Origin of the sequence: Paragemmobacter amnigenus (genome assembly GCF_009908265.2) — a bacterium.
Classification (GTDB): domain Bacteria; phylum Pseudomonadota; class Alphaproteobacteria; order Rhodobacterales; family Rhodobacteraceae; genus Paragemmobacter; species Paragemmobacter amnigenus.
The window spans coordinates 90895-108344 of record NZ_JAAATX020000007.1; the positions used below are offsets into that span (position 1 = coordinate 90895).

Genomic DNA, 17450 nt, shown 5'->3' on the forward strand with positions numbered 1-17450 from the left:
ATGTCGCGGCCTTGTGCGCGGGGGGTGGTGGTCCGCCCTGTCCTGCCATGCTAAGCGGCGCAGATGGCACAGATATCCACCCCCACCGTCGCGCCCCGCATGGGGCAGGTCGAATTCATCGGGCTGATCGCGGTCCTCTTCGCCACCATCGCCTTTTCCATCGACGCGATGCTGCCCGCCCTGCCCGAGATCGCGGCAGAGCTTTCGCCCGAAGCGCCCAATGCGGCGCAGCTGATCCTGACCTCCTTCGTGCTGGGCATGGGGATCGGGACGCTGTTTGCGGGGCCGCTGTCGGATGCCTTTGGCCGACGGCCGGTGATCCTTGCGGGGGCGGCGCTTTACTGTGTGTCGGCGCTGGTCGCCTATGTCTCGCCCACGCTGGAGGGGGTGCTGGTCGCGCGGCTGTTGCAGGGTTTGGGGTCGGCGGGGCCGCGGGTGGTGTCGCTGGCGCTGGTGCGCGACCTGTACAAGGGGCGCGAGATGGCGCGGGTCGTCAGTTTCGCGATGATGATCTTCACGCTGGTGCCGGCGGTTGCGCCCTTCATCGGGCAGGGGATCATCTGGGTGGCGGGATGGCGGGGGATCTTCCTTGCCTTTGTCGTCTTTTCGGCGCTGTCGATGCTGTGGTTCTGGCTGCGCCAGCCCGAAACGGTGCCCGCCACGGCGCGGCGGCCCTTGCGGTGGCAGGTGCTGCGGGCGGCCTTTGTCGAGGTGCTGTCGCATCGTGTGGTGGTGCTGTCCATCGCGGTGCAGACGCTGGTTTTTGCCTGTCTCTTCGCCACGCTTTCGGCCACGCAGCCGATCCTTGACCAGGTCCATGGCGAGGGCGAGCGGTTCCCGCTGTGGTTTGCGCTGATCGCGGTGGTGTCGGGGACGGCGAGCCTTATCAACGCGCGGCTGGTCGTGCGGTTGGGGATGCGGCGGATGGTGACGGTGACGCTGGGGGCGCAGGTGGTGTTTTCGGCCGTGATGCTGGCGGCCAAGGCGGGGGGCGTCTGGCCGCCAGCACTTGCCTTTCCGGCGCATCTTTTGTGGACGACGGGGGTGTTCTTCATGGTGGGGCTGACCATCGGCAACCTGAATGCGCTGGGGCTGGAGCCGGTGGGGCATATCGCGGGGATGGCGGCGAGCGTGATGGGGGCGATTGCCACGGTTGCCTCGGTCGTGCTGGCGGCGCCTGTGGGGTTGATGTTCGACGGGACGGCCTATCCGCTGATGGGCGGGGTGGCCGTGTTTGCCCTTGCGGGATGGGGGTTGATGCGGGTGATGCCGCGGTAGAATGGGCAATATTGCCCATCCTACGCCTTCGGCTTGACCACCTTTTCCGCAAGATCCTTGGCGATGGCGAAGGCGCCCTTGATGCGGTCGCCTTCGGTCTTCCAGTCGCGGGACAGGACGATCTTGTTGCCCTGCACGCGCGCCATGGGATCGGCCTTGATGAAATCCACCAGCCCCGCCGGATTGGCGAATTTGTCGTTGTGGAATTGCACGGTGGCCCCCTTCGGCCCGGCATCCAGACGGCTGATTCCAGCGCGTTTGCACATCGACTTGATCCGCATGATGAGCAGCAGCGTGTTCACCTCGCGCGGGAGGGGACCGAAACGGTCGATCAGTTCGGCGGCGAAGCCTTCGAGTTCCACCTTGGTCGTGAGGGTCGTCAGGCGGCGATAGAGGCCGAGGCGGATGTCGAGGTCGGCGATGTAATCCTCGGGGATCAGCACCGGCACGCCGAGGTTGATCTGCGGCGCCCATTGGTCGTCGAGCGCGGCGGGACCGGCGAGTTCGCCGGATTTCAGCTTGGCGATCGTGTCTTCCAGCATCTGCTGGTAAAGTTCATAGCCGACTTCCTTGATATGGCCGGACTGTTCCTCTCCCAAGAGGTTCCCCGCCCCGCGCAGGTCGAGGTCGTGGGAGGCGAGGTTGAAGCCCGCGCCGAGGCTGTCGAGGCTGCCCAGCAGGCGGAGGCGTTTCATCGCCTGCGGGGTCAGGGGCGCGCGGGGGCGCGTGGTCAGGAAGCAATAGGCGCGGGTCTTGGCGCGGCCCACGCGGCCGCGGATCTGGTAGAGTTGGCTGAGGCCGAACATGTCGGCGCGGTGGATGATCATCGTGTTGGCGGTGGGGATGTCGAGGCCGGATTCAACGATGGTGGTGGAGAGCAGCACGTCATATTTGCCGTCGTAAAATTCGTTCATCTTCTCGTCGAGGTCGCCCGCGGCGAGTTGGCCGTGGGCGATGACATAGGTGACTTCCGGCACGTGGGTGCGCAGGAAATCCTCGATCTCGGGCAGGTCGGCGATGCGGGGGACGACGATGAAGGATTGGCCACCGCGATAGCGTTCGCGCAAGAGCGCCTCGCGCAGGGTGACGGGGTCGAATTCGCTGACATAGGTGCGGATCGCAAGGCGGTCGACGGGGGGGGTTGCGATGATGGAGAGGTCGCGCACGCCGGTGAGCGAGAGTTGCAGGGTGCGCGGGATGGGGGTGGCGGTCAGGGTCAGGACGTGGATTTCCGACCGCATCTCTTTCAGCCGTTCCTTGTGGGCGACGCCGAAATGCTGTTCCTCGTCGATGATGAGGAGGCCCAGCGATTTGAAGCGGATGTCCTTGGCGAGCAGCGCATGGGTGCCGACGCAGATGTCGACCGTGCCTGCGGCCAGACCTTCGCGCGTGGCCTTCGCCTCTTTGGCCGAGACAAAGCGCGAGAGGGGTTTGACGGTGATGGGAAAGCCGCGGAAGCGTTCGGCGAAGCTGCGGTAGTGCTGGCGGGCCAGCAGCGTGGTGGGGCAGACGACGGCGACCTGCATGCCGGCCAGGGCGGCGACGAAGGCCGCGCGCATGGCAACCTCGGTCTTGCCGAAGCCCACGTCGCCCACGATGAGGCGGTCCATGGGGCGGCCGGATTCCAGATCGGCCACGACATCGGCGATGGCGGAAAGCTGGTCGTCGGTTTCCTGCCACGGAAAGCGGGCGGCGAAGGCTTCCCACAGGGAATGGGGCGCCTCCAGTATCGGCGCATGGCGCAACGCGCGTTCGGCGGCGATGCGCATGAGGCGGTCGGCGATTTCGCGGATGCGTTCCTTGAGTTTCGCCTTCTTGGCCTGCCATGCCCCGCCGCCGAGGCGGTCGAGAAGCCCCTCTTCATGGCCGTAGCGGGAGAGGAGTTCGATATTCTCGACCGGCAGGTAGAGTTTCGCGCCTTCGGCATATTCCAGCGCCACGCAGGCATGGGGGGCCCCGAGCGCGGTGATGGTTTCGATGCCGAGATAGCGGCCAACCCCGTGTTCGACATGCACCACAAGGTCGCCGGGGGTGAGGCTGTCGACCTCGCGCAGGAAATTCTCGGCCTTGCGCTTGCGTTTGGGTTTGCTGACCAGCCGGTCGCCCAGCACGTCCTGTTCGGAGATGACGGCAAGGCCCGGGGCGGTGAAACCAGATTCCAGTGCCCAGACGAGCAGGAACAATCCGCCTTTGCCGTCAGGCACTTCGCGCATGTCCTTGATGCGTTTTGCGCCGGTGACGCCCTGATCGAAAAGCAGCCCTTCGAGCCTTTCGCGCGCACCGTCGGACCATGAGGCGATGATGACGTGGCGGTCTTGAAGCAACTCCTTCACATGGGCGGACAAGGCCCCAAAAAGGCTTATGTTTTCCTGTTGGCGTTCGGGGGCGAAGTTGCGGCCCAGACGGCCGCCTGCATCCAGAACGCCCGGCCCCGGCGATTGCGGGTTGGGGGAAAGCTGGATCAGGCGGTGGGGGGCGGTCGCAGCCTCCCACGCTGGATCGTCGAGATAGAGAAGGCCGGGCGCGCAGGGTTTGTAGACGGAGTCGAGCCGCCCCTTGGCCGTCATCGCCTCGCGTCGGGCGTCATATTGATCCTCGATCCCTTCCCAGCGCGACAGGCGCGCGGGCGTGATCTGGTCATCCAGCATGACGGTGGCGTCGGGGAGATAGTCGAAGAGCGTTTCCAGACGGTCGTGGAAGAAGGGTAGCCAGTGTTCCATCCCCTGATGCTTGCGGCCTGCGCTGACGGCCTCATACAGCGGGTCGTCCGATCCCCCTGCCCCGAATTCCAGACGGTAGGACTGGCGGAAGCGGGTGATGGCGGCCTCGTCCAGGATGATTTCGGACATGGGCGCGAAATCGACGGCGGTCAGCTTGTCGGTGGTGCGCTGCGTGTCGGGGTCGAAGCGGCGCGCGCCGTCCAGCACATCGCCGAAGAAATCCAGCCGGATGGGCGTGCGGTTGCCTGGCGGCCAGATGTCCACGATGCCGCCGCGCACGGCGAAGTCACCGGGTTCGGCCACGGTGGAGACGGGGGTGAAGCCCATGCGCGCGAGGAAGGATTTGAGGCGGCCCTCATCCACCCTGTCCCCCACGCGGGCGGAAAATGAGGCGCCGCGGATCACCTCGCGCGCGGGAAGGCGCTGGGTGGCGGCGTTGAGCGTGGTCAGAAGGACGAAGGGGCCCTTGATGCCGTCGGCCAGCGCGGCCAGCGTCGCCATGCGGCGGGCAAGGATGGCGGGATTGGGCGAGACGCGGTCATAGGGCAGGCAGTCCCATGCGGGCAGGTCGAGCACCAGCGCCTTGGGCGCCATGACGGCAAGGGCCGCCGCCATCGCCTCGGCCCGCTTGTCATCGCGGGCGATGTGGATGACGGGCGTGCCCTTGTCCAGTTCGCGGGACAGGAGGCGGGCGTCGAAGCCTTCGGGCGCGCCACCGAGGAGGATGCGGGAAGCTGTCTGCATGGCGCGTGACTTAACCGCCGGGGCGGCGGCGTCAACGGATTTCGGCGCGGTGCGGGGTCGGTCAGCCGAAGACGCCGCGGGTGACGTTCTGGAACATACCGAACATGCCGGTGAAGAAGATGGCGAACATGCCCACGGTCTGCAGCGCCATGCGGTGGCGGCGCAGGAGCGCGAGAAGGTCATCGCCCGTCAGCGCGTCGCGTTCTACCGCGCGGCTTGCGCGCAGGTTCAGAAACCCCACGAGCAGCAGCGGCACAAGCAGGCAGAGCAGCGCTTGGGCGAATTCGATGCCGTAGACCACGGCCAGAACCAAAAGGCCCGTGGTCAGGAAGGACAGGAAGGCCACGAGGAAAAGCCCCCCCATGCGCGTGATGTAGAGCAGGCGGCGGCAATAGATATGGGCCAGATGTTCGGTATCGGTCAGGGGCTGGCCACCTTCGCGCAGGGCGCGGCGGAAGAGATCGTGCGGCACGCCGAGGACGAAATGGCTGGTCGTGGACCACAGGACCGCCAGAGCGATCCAGAACCACAGGTTCGAGAAGGACCGCATGTCGATCACTTCGAAAATCATTCTGTACCAGTCCAAAACCCGCATCCCCGCCTGACACGCGCCCTGCCCCGTTCCATGATGGCTTGAGGCGCGCCCCTTTCTCTGGCAGGCAAGGGGACGGGGCGCAAGGCCCTGCTTGTCCCATCGCCGGAGCCCCGAGAATGCGCCCGATTTCCGCCCCCGCCCCTGCCGCCCGCTTCCGCCGGATGCGGCGCACCCCCGCGCTGCGCGCCCTGTCGCAGGAGACGCTGCTGGCGGTGGGCGACCTGATCTGGCCGGTCTTCGTGCGGGACGGGGCGGGGGTGCGCGAGTCCATCTCCTCGATGCCGGGGGTGGAGCGGCTGTCGGTCGATCTGGTGGTGAAGGCGGCGGAAGAGGCGGCGGGGCTGGGGATACCGGCGATCTGCCTGTTTCCCTACACCGATCCGGCGAAGAAGACCGAAGGCTGCGAGGAGGCGTGGAATCCCGACAATCTGGCGAACCGCGCGATCCGCGCGATCAAGGCGGCAGTACCTGAGATTGCGGTGATGACGGATGTGGCGCTGGACCCCTATAACGCCAACGGCCATGACGGGCTGGTGCGCGATGGCGTGATCCTGAACGACGAGACGATCGAATGTCTGGTGCGCATGGCGCTGGTTCAGGCGGAGTGCGGGGCCGATATCCTTGGCCCGTCCGACATGATGGATGGCCGGATCGGCGCGCTGCGCGGCGCGCTGGAGGGTGCGGGGCACAAGGATGTGGCGATCCTGTCCTATGCGGCGAAATATGCCAGCGCCTTCTATGGCCCGTTCCGCGATGCGGTGGGGGCGTCCGGCGCGCTGAAGGGGGACAAGAAGACCTATCAGATGAACCCCGCCAATTCCGACGAGGCGCTGCGACTGGTCGAACGCGACCTGCGCGAGGGGGCGGATATGGTGATGGTCAAGCCGGGGATGCCCTATCTGGATATCTGCCGCCGCGTGAAGGAGACCTTCGGCGCGCCGACCTATGCCTATCAGGTGTCGGGCGAATACGCGATGATCGCGGGCGCGGCAGAGCGCGGCTGGATCGATGGCGAGAAGGCGATGATGGAAAGCCTGATGGGGTTCAAGCGCGCGGGCTGCGACGGCATCCTGACCTATTTCGCGCCTGCGGTGGCGAGAAAGCTGCGCGCGGGCTGGAGCTGGGGTTGAGGGGGACGGGCTGTCCGACAGCTCGGCAAGGGTCCGCCTCGGCCCGTTCGGGGGCATGACAGACGGCGGGAATGGCGTTATCGTGTCAGGCGAGCGGGGTCATCAGAACCCCGCCAACGGGCAAGAGAGGGCGGTTTTCATGGAACGGATTTCGAGACGGGCGCTGCTGGCCGGGGCCGGTGCGGGCGCTATTCTGACGGCCTGCGGCAATGGCGTGGGCGGCAGCGGGGCGCAGCAGATCGATGCGCGGGTCGAGGCGACGCGGAGCTTCCTGTTCCAGCGCTATCCCGGCACGCAGGATCTGGCGAACCGCGCCTTCGGCGTGCTGTATATGCCGCTGATCACCGAGGCGGGGTTCTTCGTGGGCGGGGCCTATGGGCGGGGTGCCTTGCAGATCCGTGGCGTGACGGTGGATTACTATTCCTCGACCAAGGCGAGCTACGGGTTGCAGATCGGGGCGCAGCAATATGCCCATGCGCTGTTCTTCATGACCGAGGCGGCGCTGGCAGATTTCCGCGCCGGAAGCGGTTGGGCGGCGAGCGCGGATCTGAAATACGCCACCCCCGATCAGGGCGGCAGCATCGGCAAGGAAACGACCGAGATCGATCCGGTGATCGCGCTTGTCTTCGGTCAGCAGGGGCTGATCGCGGGGGCCACGCTGGCCGGCGTGAAATACACGCGGATCATTCCGTGACGGCGGGCGGGATGGGCAGAATTGCCCATCCTACCGAAGGCGGCGGATCAGGCTGGAGGTGTCATTCCGGCCGCCGCCCATGAGCTGGACATCCTTGTAGAACTGGTCGACCAGCGCGGTCACGGGCAGGCTTGCGCCGATCTCCTCCGCCGTCTTGAGGCAGATGGCGAGATCCTTTCGCATCCAGTCCACCGCGAAGCCGAAGTCGAATTCGTCCTTCAGCATGGTCTTGTGGCGGTTGACCATCTGCCATGATCCGGCCGCGCCCTGACTGATGACCTCGACCACGGCTTCGCCGTCGAGACCGGCCTTCTGGCCGAAGGCGAGCGCCTCGGACAGGCCCTGCATCAGGCCCGCGATGCAGATCTGGTTCATCATCTTGGCAAGCTGCCCTGCCCCGCTGTCGCCGATGCGGCGGCAGATGCGGGCATAGGCGGCCATGACGGGTTCGGCGCGGGCATAGTCAGTCTCGGACCCGCCGCACATGATCGAGAGCGCGCCGTTCTCTGCGCCGGCCTGACCGCCCGAGACGGGGGCATCGACATAACCTATGCCCTTGGCCGAAGCGATTGCCGCGACTTGATGCGTGACCTGCGCGGAAACCGTGGTGTGGTCGATGAAGAGCGTGCCTGCCGACATGGCGGAAAAGGCGCCGTCGGGGCCGGTGCAGACCTGTCGGAGATCGTCGTCATTGCCGACGCAGGCAAGCACGACCTCGGCCCCGCGGGCGGCCTCGGCCGGGGTGGCGGCGCTGCGCTGGCCATGGGCCGCGACCCATGCGGCGGCGCGGGCGGGGGTGCGGTTGTAGACCGTCACATCATGTCCCTTGGCCGCAAGGTGGCGCGCCATCGGACCGCCCATCACGCCCAGACCCAGAAACGCCAGTTTCGCCATCGTTCACCCCCGGTTGCATTGCCCTTTGGCCTGCGATGGACTAGGAAGCCATCCGGTTCCCGTCGTCAAGAACAGGCCCTAGATGTTCCTTGTCTTCCGCTGGATGTTGCGCCTGTTCACGGGTTTGGTGGCGCTGTCGCTGCTGGCGGGGGTGATCCTTTACTATTTCCTGTCCCGCTCGCTGCCCGACTATAACGAGGATTTCACCATCGCGGGCATCGAAGCCCCGGTCGAGATCGTGCGGAACAACGACAATGTCCCGCATATCTTTGGCCAGAGCGATCCGGATGTCTTTTTCGCGCTTGGCTTTGCCCATGCCCAGGACCGGCTCTGGCAGATGATGATGCTGCGCCGGACGGTGCAGGGGCGGCTGTCCGAGGCCTTTGGTCCGCGGACGGTGAAGGTCGACGAGCTGATGCGGCGCTATGACCTTTATACGCTGGCGCAGGAGTCGGTGGCGGTGCAGGACGCGGCCACGATGGCGGCGCTGGAGGCCTATGCGCGGGGGGTGAATGCCTGGATCGGGCAGGTGAACAAGGATGCGCGCGGGCGCGGGGCGCCGGAATTCTTCCTGTTCTCGAACGAGATCGCGGCATGGCAGCCCGCAGATTCGATCGCGATCCTGAAGCTGATGGCGTTGCAGTTGTCGGGGCAGTTGCAGGAGGAGGTGCTGCGCGCGCGCGTCTCGCTCTTGCTGCCGGCGGCGCGCGTAGGCGACATCCTGCCCGACGATCCGACGCAAGGCGTCATGGCCCTGCCGGAATATTCGCAGCTGGTGCCGGGAGTGGTGCCGAGTTCGGCGCCCTTGCGCGTGGCGGTGAACGATGTGCTGTCGCCTTTCCCCGAGCGGGGATTTGCGGGGGCATCCAATGCCTGGGCGGCAGCGCCTTCGCGGTCTGCGGCGGGGGGGACGCTTCTGGCCAATGATCCGCATCTGGGATTTTCCGCCCCGACCGTCTGGTATCTGGCGCGGCTGGAGTTGCAATCGGGCGCGGTGATCGGCGGGACGATCCCAGGGATTCCGGCGGTGCTGGTGGGCCGGTCGGCGGCGCTGGGATGGGGGCTGACGTCAAGCTATGCCGACGATCAGGACCTGTTCATCGAGGAGGTGAACCCCGCCAATCCCGAGCAGTACCGCACGCCGGACGGCTGGAAGGAGTTTGTCACGCGCCGGTCCATCATCACGGTCAAGGATGCCGCGCCCGTGACGATCACCCTGCGCTGGACCGACAACGGCCCCGTCCTGCCCGGCAGCCATTACGATATCGGGTCCGTCACGCCTGCGGGACATGTCGCGGCCCTGTCATGGACCGCGCTGACGGGGGCGGATACGTCGATGACGGCAGTGATCCGCATGATGGGCGCGGGATCGGTGGCCGAGGCGGTGGAGGCGGGGCGTCTGGTGGTGGCACCGGCGCAGAACGTGATGCTGGCCGACCAGTCCGGCGTGGCGCTGCAGTTGATGGGGGCCCTGCCCAAGCGCGACCCCGCGCACCAGAGCAAGGGGCGGATGCCCAGCCCCGGCTGGGTCGCGGCGAACCGCTGGCAGGGGGTATTGCCCTATGAGGACAACCCGCGCGAGGTGAGCCCGACATCGGGTCTTATCGGGAATACGAACAACAAGACGGTGGACCGGCCCTTCCCGCTGCATGTGTCCTATGACTGGGGCGATACGCAGCGCATCCAGCGCTGGCTGACATTGATGAAGGCGCGTGAGGTGCATACGCGCGAAAGCTTTATCGAGGCGCAGCTGGATACGGTCAGTTTCACGGCGCGCTCGCTCTTGCCGCTGATCGGGGCGGATCTGTGGTTCACGGGCGAAGCGGCACCCGACGGCACGCCCGAGCGGCTGCGGCAGCGGGCGCTGGAGATCCTTGCGGCATGGAATGGCGAGATGAGCGAGCATCTGCCCGAGCCGCTGATCTATCAGGCCTGGGTGCGCGCGCTGCAGGACCGGCTGATCCGCGACGAGCTGGGGCCGCTGGCCGATACCTTCACCCATGTGGAGCCGCTGCTGATCGAGCGGGTCTATCGCAATGTGGACGGGGCAAGCGTCTGGTGCGACGTGGTGCAGTCGGCGGTGGTGGAGAGCTGTTCCGATCTGGCGCGGATGGCGCTTGACGATGCGCTGCTGTCGCTTTCGGAAAGCTATGGGCCGAACCCCGAAAGCTGGCGCTGGGGCGATGCACATCAGGCGACGCATGACCATCCGGTGCTGGGAAGCCTGCCGGTGCTGCGCTATCTGGTCAACATGCGCCAGTCGACCAGCGGGGATGACCATACCCTGCTGCGCGGCAAGACAAAGGGCGAGGGGGCCAATCCTTTCCTGAACGTTCATGGCGCGGGGTATCGCGGAGTCTATGACTTTGCCGATCCCGATTCCTCGGTCTTCATCACCTCGACAGGCCAGTCCGGCCATCCGCTCAGCCGGTTCTATGACGATCTGGGAGAGCTGTGGCGGCGGGGCGAGTATGTGCCCATGTCGCTTGACCCCGATCTGGCGCGGGCGGCGGCGGTGGGGGTGACCGAGTTGATCCCCGCAGCGGAGTGACGCGCGCCCTGCCCTGCCCTTGACCTTTGCCCCGACCGGAACATTTCAGCGCAATAATATTGCGCGGAATGCGGAAACAGGGACAAAAGATGACCGGAGAGTTCGACCCCTGGGTGGGTCGGGTGGAAGAGGCAGCTGACCGCATCAGCCCGCGTCAGGCGCGGCAGATGGCGGCGACGCTGGATGTGGCGGGCGATTATGCGGACGGCGCGCCGCTGCCTGCGCTCTGGCACTGGATGGGCTGGACGCCGCTGGCGGCGATGGGCGAGCTGGGGCCGGACGGGCACCCCGCGCGGGGCGGGTTCCTGCCGCCCGTGCCGCTGCCGCGCCGGATGTGGGCGGGCGGGCGTCTGCGGTTCCATGCGCCGCTGCGGATTGGCGAGGAGATGGCCCGCCGGTCGGAAATCGTGAAGGTATCGGAAAAGACCGGAACGACGGGGCGGATGGTCTTTGTCACCGTGGCCCATCGCGTGCATGGCGCGGCGGGGCTGGCGATCGAGGAAGAGCAGGACATCGTCTTTATCGAGATGCCCGAACGCTTTACCCCGCCGCCGCCCGTGGCGGCCCCTGCGGCGGAGTGGTCGGCGCGGGTGGTGGTGGACGAGGTGCGGCTGTTCCGGTTTTCGGCGCTGACCTTCAACGCGCATCGCATCCATTTCGACCTGCCCTATGCGACGGGGGTGGAGAAATACCCCGGTCTGGTCGTGCACGGGCCGTTGCAGGCGATGCTGCTGATGGAGGCGGCGCGGGCGCGACGCGGGAGCGCGATGCCTGCGGGATACCGGTTCCGCGGGGTGCGGCCGGCCTTTCATTTCGACGCGCTGTCGTTGCAGGGCGCGGGCGAGGGGCTCGCGACGGTAAACGGGGACGGGCTGGTCTGCATGCAGGCCGATGTGGCTTGGGAGGGATAGGCGATGGCGGGCGTACTGGCAGGGATGCGGGTGGTGGAGGGGTCGGCCTTTGTGGCGGTGCCGCTGGCGGGAATGACCTTGGCGCAGATGGGGGCGGATGTGATCCGGTTCGACCGGCCGCAGGGGGGGCTGGACGCGCATCGCTGGCCGGTGACGAAAGACGGCACCAGCCTGTTCTGGGCGGGGCTGAACAAGGGCAAGCGGTCGCTGGCCGTGGATATGGCCCGCCCCGAGGGGCAGGAGATCATCAGCGAGTTGATCTGCGCGCCGGGGCCGGATGCGGGGATGTTCCTGACCAACCTGCGGGTGCGGGGCTGGATGGATTATCCGGCGCTGAAGGCGCGGCGGGAGGATCTGATCATGGTCAGCCTTCTGGGCACGCGGCGGGGCGAGCCTGCGGTGGATTACACGGTGAACCCGTCTTTGGGCTTTCCCATGGCGACGGGGGCCGAAGGGTCGGCCGAGCCTGTGGCGCATGTGCTGCCCGCGTGGGATTGCATCGCGGGGGGCATGGTGGTGCAGGCGCTGCTGGCGGCCGAGCGGCACAGGCTGCGGACGGGCAAGGGTCAGGTGGCGGAACTGGCGTTGAAGGATGTGGCGGCAGCGATGCTCGCCAATCTGGGGATCGTGGGCGAGGTGGTGGCCAATGGCGTCGACCGGCCCAAGGCGGGGAATTCGCTTTACGGTGCCTATGGGCAGGATTTCACGCTGGCCTGCGGGCGGCGGGTGATGGTGATCGGGCTGACCGACCGGCAGTGGCGCGGGCTGGTCAAGGTGCTGGGGCTGGCGCAGGAGGTGGCCAATCTGGGGCAGCGCATGGCGCTGGACCTGTCGAAGGAGGGCGACCGCTGGGAGGCGCGCAAGGAGATCACGGCGCTGTTCGCCCCGTGGTTCGCGGCACGGCGGCTGGAGGTGGTGGCGCCGCTGTTCGACGGGGCGGGGCTGACATGGTCGGTGTTCCGCAGCTTTGCACAGGCGGTGGCGGAGGATCCCGACCTGTCGGAGGAGAACCCGATGATGCGGGTGATCCACCAGCCGGGCGTGGGCGCGCTGCCGGTGCCGGGATCGCCGGTGACATTCTCGGACCTCGAACGGATGGGGCCCGTACCTGCGCCGGTGCTGGGCGAGCATACCGAGGCGATTCTGGCCGATGTGCTGGGGCTTGGATCGGGGCAGATCGGGCGGTTGATGGATGAGGGTGTGGTGTCGCAGGGGGTCGCGCCGAAACGGGCGGCGTGACGGCGGCCAACGGTGGACCGGGGGCCAGCCCCCGGACCCCCGGAGTATTTGCACCGAGATGAAGATCAGCCCAGATCGCGGTAGCGCTTTTCCTGCCGCGCGGTCCAGCGGACGGTGACGGCGAAGCCTGTATCGGTGGGATGTTCGGACAGGACCACGCCTTCGGCATGGAGCCATGCGCGGCGGCGGCCGTCGGTGAAGGGGACGGCAAGGGTGCGTTCGGTCTTTTCCTCGTCGAAAGCCGCCGAGATGGCGTCGAGCAGGCGCGGCACGCCCTCGCCCGTCAGGGCCGAGACGGGGAAGACGCGGTCGCGGGTTTCGGCCTGTTGCGTCAGCGCCTCGCGTTCCGAAGGGGCGACGAGGTCGAGCTTGTTCCAGATTTCGAACATGGCCGTGGCGGGGCCGACGCCCAAGGATTGCAGGATGTCGGCCACGTCGGCGGCCTGTTCGCCCGTTTCGGGATGGGCGATGTCGCGGACATGGAGGATGAGGTCGGCCTCGAGCACCTCTTCGAGCGTGGCGCGGAAGGCGGCGACGAGCTGGGTGGGCAGGTCCGAGATGAAGCCCACGGTGTCGGACAGGATGATCTTGCGCCCCGATGGCAGGGTGATGCCGCGCATGGTGGGGTCGAGCGTGGCGAAGAGCATGTCCTTGGCCAGAACCTCGGCCCCCGTGGCGCGGTTGAAGAGGGTGCTTTTCCCTGCGTTGGTGTAGCCCACGAGGGCCACGATGGGGAACGGCACCTTGCGGCGGGCGGCGCGGTGGAGTTCGCGGGTGCGGACCACCTTGTCGAGTTGCCGCTTCAGCCGGATCACCTGTTCGTCGATGGCGCGGCGGTCGGCCTCGATCTGGGTTTCGCCCGGACCGCCGACGAAGCCGAAGCCGCCGCGCTGGCGTTCGAGGTGGGTCCATGCGCGCACGAGGCGGGTGCGTTGATAGCTGAGGGCCGCGAGTTCCACCTGAAGCACGCCTTCGCGGGTGCGGGCGCGGTCGGCGAAGATTTCGAGGATCAGGCCGGTACGGTCGAGAAGCTTGACCCCCCATTCCTTTTCCAGATTGCGCTGCTGCACCGGCGAGACGGGGCCATCGACCAGAACGAGCGCGACGTCGTCTGCCTTGAAACGTGCCTTGAGGTCGTCGACCTTGCCCGAACCGAAGAGCATTCCGGGATGCACGCGCGGAAGACGGACGACTTCGCCGCCGACCACCTCGAGCTCTGGCAGGGCGTGGGCGAGGCTTACAGCCTCGGCCAGACCGTGTTCGGGCAGGCGACGGGATTTGTCGTTGCGGATGTCGGGATGCAGGACAAAGGCCCGCGTGGCGCGGGTCGCTGTCGAACGGTCGCGCTCCTCCCGTTTGAACAGGTGCGGGAGATCGTCATCCTCGTCTTCGGGCAGGTCGGGAATCAGTCTTCGCCTTCATAGAGGTTGATCGGAGCGCCCGGCATGATGGTCGAGATCGCGTGCTTGTAGACAAGCTGCGACTGGCCGTCACGGCGCAGGAGCACGCAGAAATTGTCGAACCAGGTGATCACACCCTGCAATTTCACGCCGTTGATCAGAAAAATCGTTACCGGAACCTTGGCTTTCCGGACGTGATTGAGAAAAGCGTCCTGCAAATTCTGTTTGTCGCCGGCCATTTTTTGTCTTTGCCTTTTTTCTTGGTCTTGTCGCGCGAGATGCCGGACCCCTGTTCCCTCAGCCCAGGTTGACGGCCCAACGCATCAAGTATGTAACGGGTTGCATACAGTTTCCAGCCCAAAAACAGAAGTTTAAGGCATCGCTTCCGACAGGCGGGGGTCTATTGCCGCCAACTGTCGGGGGCAAGCAGGACGAGGATTGCCAGAAGCTCCAGCCGTCCGATGACCATGGCCGTGGCGATGATGGTCTTGGCTGCGACCGAGAACTGGGCGAGCGGGATGGGATCGGCGCTGGCCACATCGGCAAGCGGGCCGCAGGTGCTGAGCGCGGAAAGGGTGAGGATGAGTGCGGTTTCGAAGGGGATGTCCACCAGCGCGAGGGCCGCGACGAAGGCCGCGATGGACAGGGCGAAGAGCATGAAGAAGATCCAGGCGACATAGGCCCCTTCGCGGCGCAGGCGGCGGGCGGATTGCCCTGCCCCGCCCACGCTGTTGGGATGGATCAGGCGTTCCAGTTCGCGTTCGCCGTGACGGAAGAGTGCGTAGACGCGCAAGAGTTTCACGCCGCCTGCCGTGGTGGCGATGCCGCCGCCGAATATGGCCAGTCCCGCAAGAACCAGTCCGGGGGTTTCCAGCCCCGACCAGTTGCGCGCGGTGACCCAGTCGGCCGAGGTGAAGCCGGTGGTCGTCAGGAAGGAGAGCGTGGTGAAAAGCGTGCCCCAGAGCGCGCCGAAGGCTGCGGGAAGGTTCGCGGCCTCGCTCTCGGGCGCGGCGATCCAGTGGCGCAGGAAGAGGATGGCGGGGATGGTGAGCAGGATCGCCAGCGCCATCCGCAGTTCCGGATCGTCGCGCAGTCCGGTCCCCGGATCGTAGTTGAAGGAGCCGGGCCAGAGACGGCGTGTGAGGGCCGCGAAGAGGACAAGGAAGATCGCGAGTTCTGCCGGGAAGGTGTGCCCTTCGGTGGGCAGGCCGCCTGTCGCGCTGATCCCCGAGGTGGAGATGGTGGAAAGCGCGTGGATGAAGGCCGGAAGGTTCGGCGTGCCCGCCATGAGCAACACGACCCAGAGGGCCACGGTGATGCCCGCATAGACGGGAAAGATCGCGGCGGCCTGACGGGCCACGCGTCGGGCCGGATCGGCGGTGGCGGTGATCTGGCTGAGCCCTTCCGAGCCGCGCCCGGGAACGCGGCCGGACATCACCTCCATCCCGCCCAGCGTCATGGGGGCGAGGATGGCGACGGCGGCGACGAGGATGAAGAAGCCGCCCATCCAGCCCACCTGCGCGCGCCAGAGGTGGATGCTGTCGGGCAGGCGGGGCGGGTCATAGGCCGTCAGGCCCGTGGTCGAGAAGGCGGAGACCATCTCGAGCCAGGCGTTGACCCAGGAGGTGTCGGGCATGGCCTGAACCAGTGGCAGCGCCATAAGGACGGGCAGCACCACATAGGCCGCCACGAGCGCGGCGAGGTTGGCGCGGGCGGGATTGCGCGCGCGCTGGTGCACGGTGGCGATGCCGATCATGGCGGTCAGGATCAGCAGGATGACGCCGGAATAGAAGAAGGCCCGTCCCGTTTCATGGTCGCGCAGGATCGCGGCATGGGCGGCGGGCAGCCACATCGACAGTGCGGTGATCCCCATGAGGAGGACCAGAAGCGGCAGTTCCGACAGGCGGCGCAGCATCAGAAGAAGTCGATCGAGACCTGCAGGAGGCGTTCGACCTCGCGCACGTCCTTGGCCATGGTGAAGAGCGCGATGACATCGCCCGCCTCGATCCGCGTGTCGCCGGTGGGTTTGACGACCTTTTCCCCCTTCATCAGCGCGCCGACGAGGACGCCTTCGGGAAATTCGATCTCGCGGATCAGGCGTCCGGCGAGGGGCGAGGTGGAGAGGACTTGCGCCTCGATCATCTCGGCCTCGGCATCGCCCAGCGAGTAGATGGCGCGCACCTTGCCGTGGCGGATGTGGCGCAGGATGGAGGACACGGTGGTGGCGCGCGGGTTGATGTAGGCGTCGATGTCGAGCGGGCCCATGAGCGGGGCAAGCGTGGGATCGTTGACCAGCGCGATGGACATGGGGCAGCCCGCCTGCTTGGCGCGGACGGCGACGAGGAGGTTGGTCTTGTCGTCGTCGGTGACGGCAAGGACGGCATCGGCGCGGTCGATGGAGGCTTCGAGCAGGATGTCCATGTCCATCCCGTCGCCGTTCAGGACGATCGTGCGTTCAAGGCTGTCGGCGGCGCGTTCGGCGCGGGCGCGGTTCTTTTCGATGATCTTGCAGCGCACGCGGTCGGTGCGGGATTCCAGCGCGCGGGCCACGCCAAGGCCGACATTGCCGCCGCCGATGATGACCACGCGTTCCTGTTTCTTGGTCTGCTTGCCGAAGATTTCCAGCGTGCGGTTCACATCCTCGGAATGGGTGAAGACGTAGATCTGGTCCTCGGCAAAGAGCTGGTCGCCGGGTTCGGGGGCGAAGAGCCGCCCCTCGCGCCGGACGCCCACGACGATGGCGCGCAGGGTGGAGAAGAGGTCGGACAGCTGGCGCAGGGGGGTGTTGAGGACGGGGCAATCCTCGTCGAGCTGGATGCCCAGAAGCTGGGCGCGGCCCAGCATGAAGCTTTCGGTGTCGAAGGTGGCGGGCGCGGCAAGGCGTTGCAGCGCGGCTTCGGCCACCTCGCGTTCGGGGCTGATAACCACGTCGATGGGCAGGTGGTCACGGCGGTAGAGGTCGGAATAGATGGCGTCGAGATAGGATTGCGCGCGCAGGCGGGCGATCTTGCGCGGGATCGAGAAGATGGCATGGGCAACCTCGCAGGTGACCATGTTCACCTCGTCGGAATGGGTGGCGGCGATGATCATGTCGGCATCGCGCGCGCCGGCCTTTTCCAGCACGTCGGGATAGGAGGCGAAGCCCACGACGCCCTGCACATCCAGCGTATCTGTCGCGCGGCGGACGAGATCGGCGTTGTAATCGACAAGGGTGACGTCGTTCTTTTCGCCCGAGAGTTGGCGGGCGATCTGCCAGCCGACCTGCCCCGCCCCGCAGATGATCACCTTCATGAA

General features: G+C 66.7%; 14 protein-coding genes. 7 read left to right on the forward strand and 7 right to left on the reverse strand.

Annotated features, from left to right (window positions below; all coding sequences use genetic code 11):
* Window positions 1-63 precede the first annotated feature (63 nt).
* Window positions 64-1278: a multidrug effflux MFS transporter gene (locus GU927_RS11180; protein ID WP_232489195.1), complete on the forward strand. Its 1215-nt coding sequence runs from the start codon at window positions 64-66 to the stop codon at window positions 1276-1278.
* Between the two features lie 20 nt (window positions 1279-1298).
* On the opposite strand, the gene mfd is transcribed toward GU927_RS11180, so the two are convergent.
* Window positions 1299-4742 (reverse strand): transcription-repair coupling factor, encoded by a 3444-nt coding sequence (gene mfd, locus GU927_RS11185; protein ID WP_161762535.1) that lies wholly within the window; start codon window positions 4740-4742, stop codon window positions 1299-1301.
* A 61-nt stretch (window positions 4743-4803) separates the two neighbouring features.
* Window positions 4804-5313 carry a component of SufBCD complex gene (locus GU927_RS11190; protein ID WP_232489196.1) on the reverse strand — a complete coding sequence of 170 codons (510 nt, stop codon included), beginning with the start codon at window positions 5311-5313 and terminating at the stop codon, window positions 4804-4806.
* Between the two features lie 140 nt (window positions 5314-5453).
* Here GU927_RS11190 and hemB point away from each other — a divergent pair, with 140 nt between their 5' ends.
* Window positions 5454-6467, forward strand: a complete 1014-nt coding sequence (gene hemB / locus GU927_RS11195; protein WP_161762537.1) for a porphobilinogen synthase — start codon at window positions 5454-5456, stop codon at window positions 6465-6467.
* A gap of 139 nt (window positions 6468-6606) precedes the next feature.
* Window positions 6607-7161, forward strand: coding sequence for a lipid-binding SYLF domain-containing protein (locus tag GU927_RS11200; RefSeq protein WP_161762538.1), 555 nt, complete (start codon window positions 6607-6609; stop codon window positions 7159-7161).
* Between the two features lie 30 nt (window positions 7162-7191).
* On the opposite strand, the gene GU927_RS11205 is transcribed toward GU927_RS11200, so the two are convergent.
* Window positions 7192-8055: an NAD(P)-dependent oxidoreductase gene (locus tag GU927_RS11205; protein ID WP_161762539.1), complete on the reverse strand. Its 864-nt coding sequence runs from the start codon at window positions 8053-8055 to the stop codon at window positions 7192-7194.
* Between the two features lie 82 nt (window positions 8056-8137).
* On the opposite strand from GU927_RS11205, the gene GU927_RS11210 reads away from it, so the two are divergent.
* The 3 genes from GU927_RS11210 to GU927_RS11220 all read left to right on the forward strand — a co-directional run bounded on the left by GU927_RS11210 (window position 8138) and on the right by GU927_RS11220 (window position 12756).
* Window positions 8138-10606: a penicillin acylase family protein gene (locus GU927_RS11210; protein WP_161762540.1), complete on the forward strand. Its 2469-nt coding sequence runs from the start codon at window positions 8138-8140 to the stop codon at window positions 10604-10606.
* Between the two features lie 89 nt (window positions 10607-10695).
* Window positions 10696-11517 carry an FAS1-like dehydratase domain-containing protein gene (locus GU927_RS11215; RefSeq protein WP_232489197.1) on the forward strand — a complete coding sequence of 274 codons (822 nt, stop codon included), beginning with the start codon at window positions 10696-10698 and terminating at the stop codon, window positions 11515-11517.
* Between the two features lie 3 nt (window positions 11518-11520).
* Window positions 11521-12756, forward strand: coding sequence for a CoA transferase (locus GU927_RS11220; RefSeq protein WP_161762542.1), 1236 nt, complete (start codon window positions 11521-11523; stop codon window positions 12754-12756).
* Window positions 12757-12821: 65 nt separating this feature from the next.
* On the opposite strand, the gene hflX is transcribed toward GU927_RS11220, so the two are convergent.
* A complete protein-coding gene (gene hflX, locus GU927_RS11225; RefSeq protein WP_232489205.1) occupies window positions 12822-14024 on the reverse strand; it encodes a GTPase HflX in 1203 nt (400 codons plus the stop codon).
* Here hflX and GU927_RS11230 point away from each other — a divergent pair.
* A complete protein-coding gene (locus GU927_RS11230) occupies window positions 13926-14180 on the forward strand; it encodes a hypothetical protein (RefSeq protein ID WP_232489198.1) in 255 nt (84 codons plus the stop codon). The genes hflX and GU927_RS11230 overlap by 99 nt on opposite strands.
* Here the strand turns inward: GU927_RS11230 and hfq are convergent.
* The 3 genes from hfq to trkA form a co-directional block, all read right to left on the reverse strand.
* Window positions 14162-14395, reverse strand: a complete 234-nt coding sequence (hfq, locus tag GU927_RS11235) for an RNA chaperone Hfq (RefSeq protein WP_023664101.1) — start codon at window positions 14393-14395, stop codon at window positions 14162-14164. The two genes, GU927_RS11230 and hfq, sit on opposite strands and share 19 nt — an antisense overlap.
* A gap of 161 nt (window positions 14396-14556) precedes the next feature.
* Window positions 14557-16071, reverse strand: a complete 1515-nt coding sequence (locus tag GU927_RS11240) for a potassium transporter TrkG (protein ID WP_217765599.1) — start codon at window positions 16069-16071, stop codon at window positions 14557-14559.
* Window positions 16071-17447, reverse strand: a complete 1377-nt coding sequence (gene trkA / locus GU927_RS11245; RefSeq protein WP_161762543.1) for a Trk system potassium transporter TrkA — start codon at window positions 17445-17447, stop codon at window positions 16071-16073. Before trkA ends, GU927_RS11240 begins: the two co-directional genes overlap by 1 nt.
* Window positions 17448-17450 lie beyond the last annotated feature (3 nt).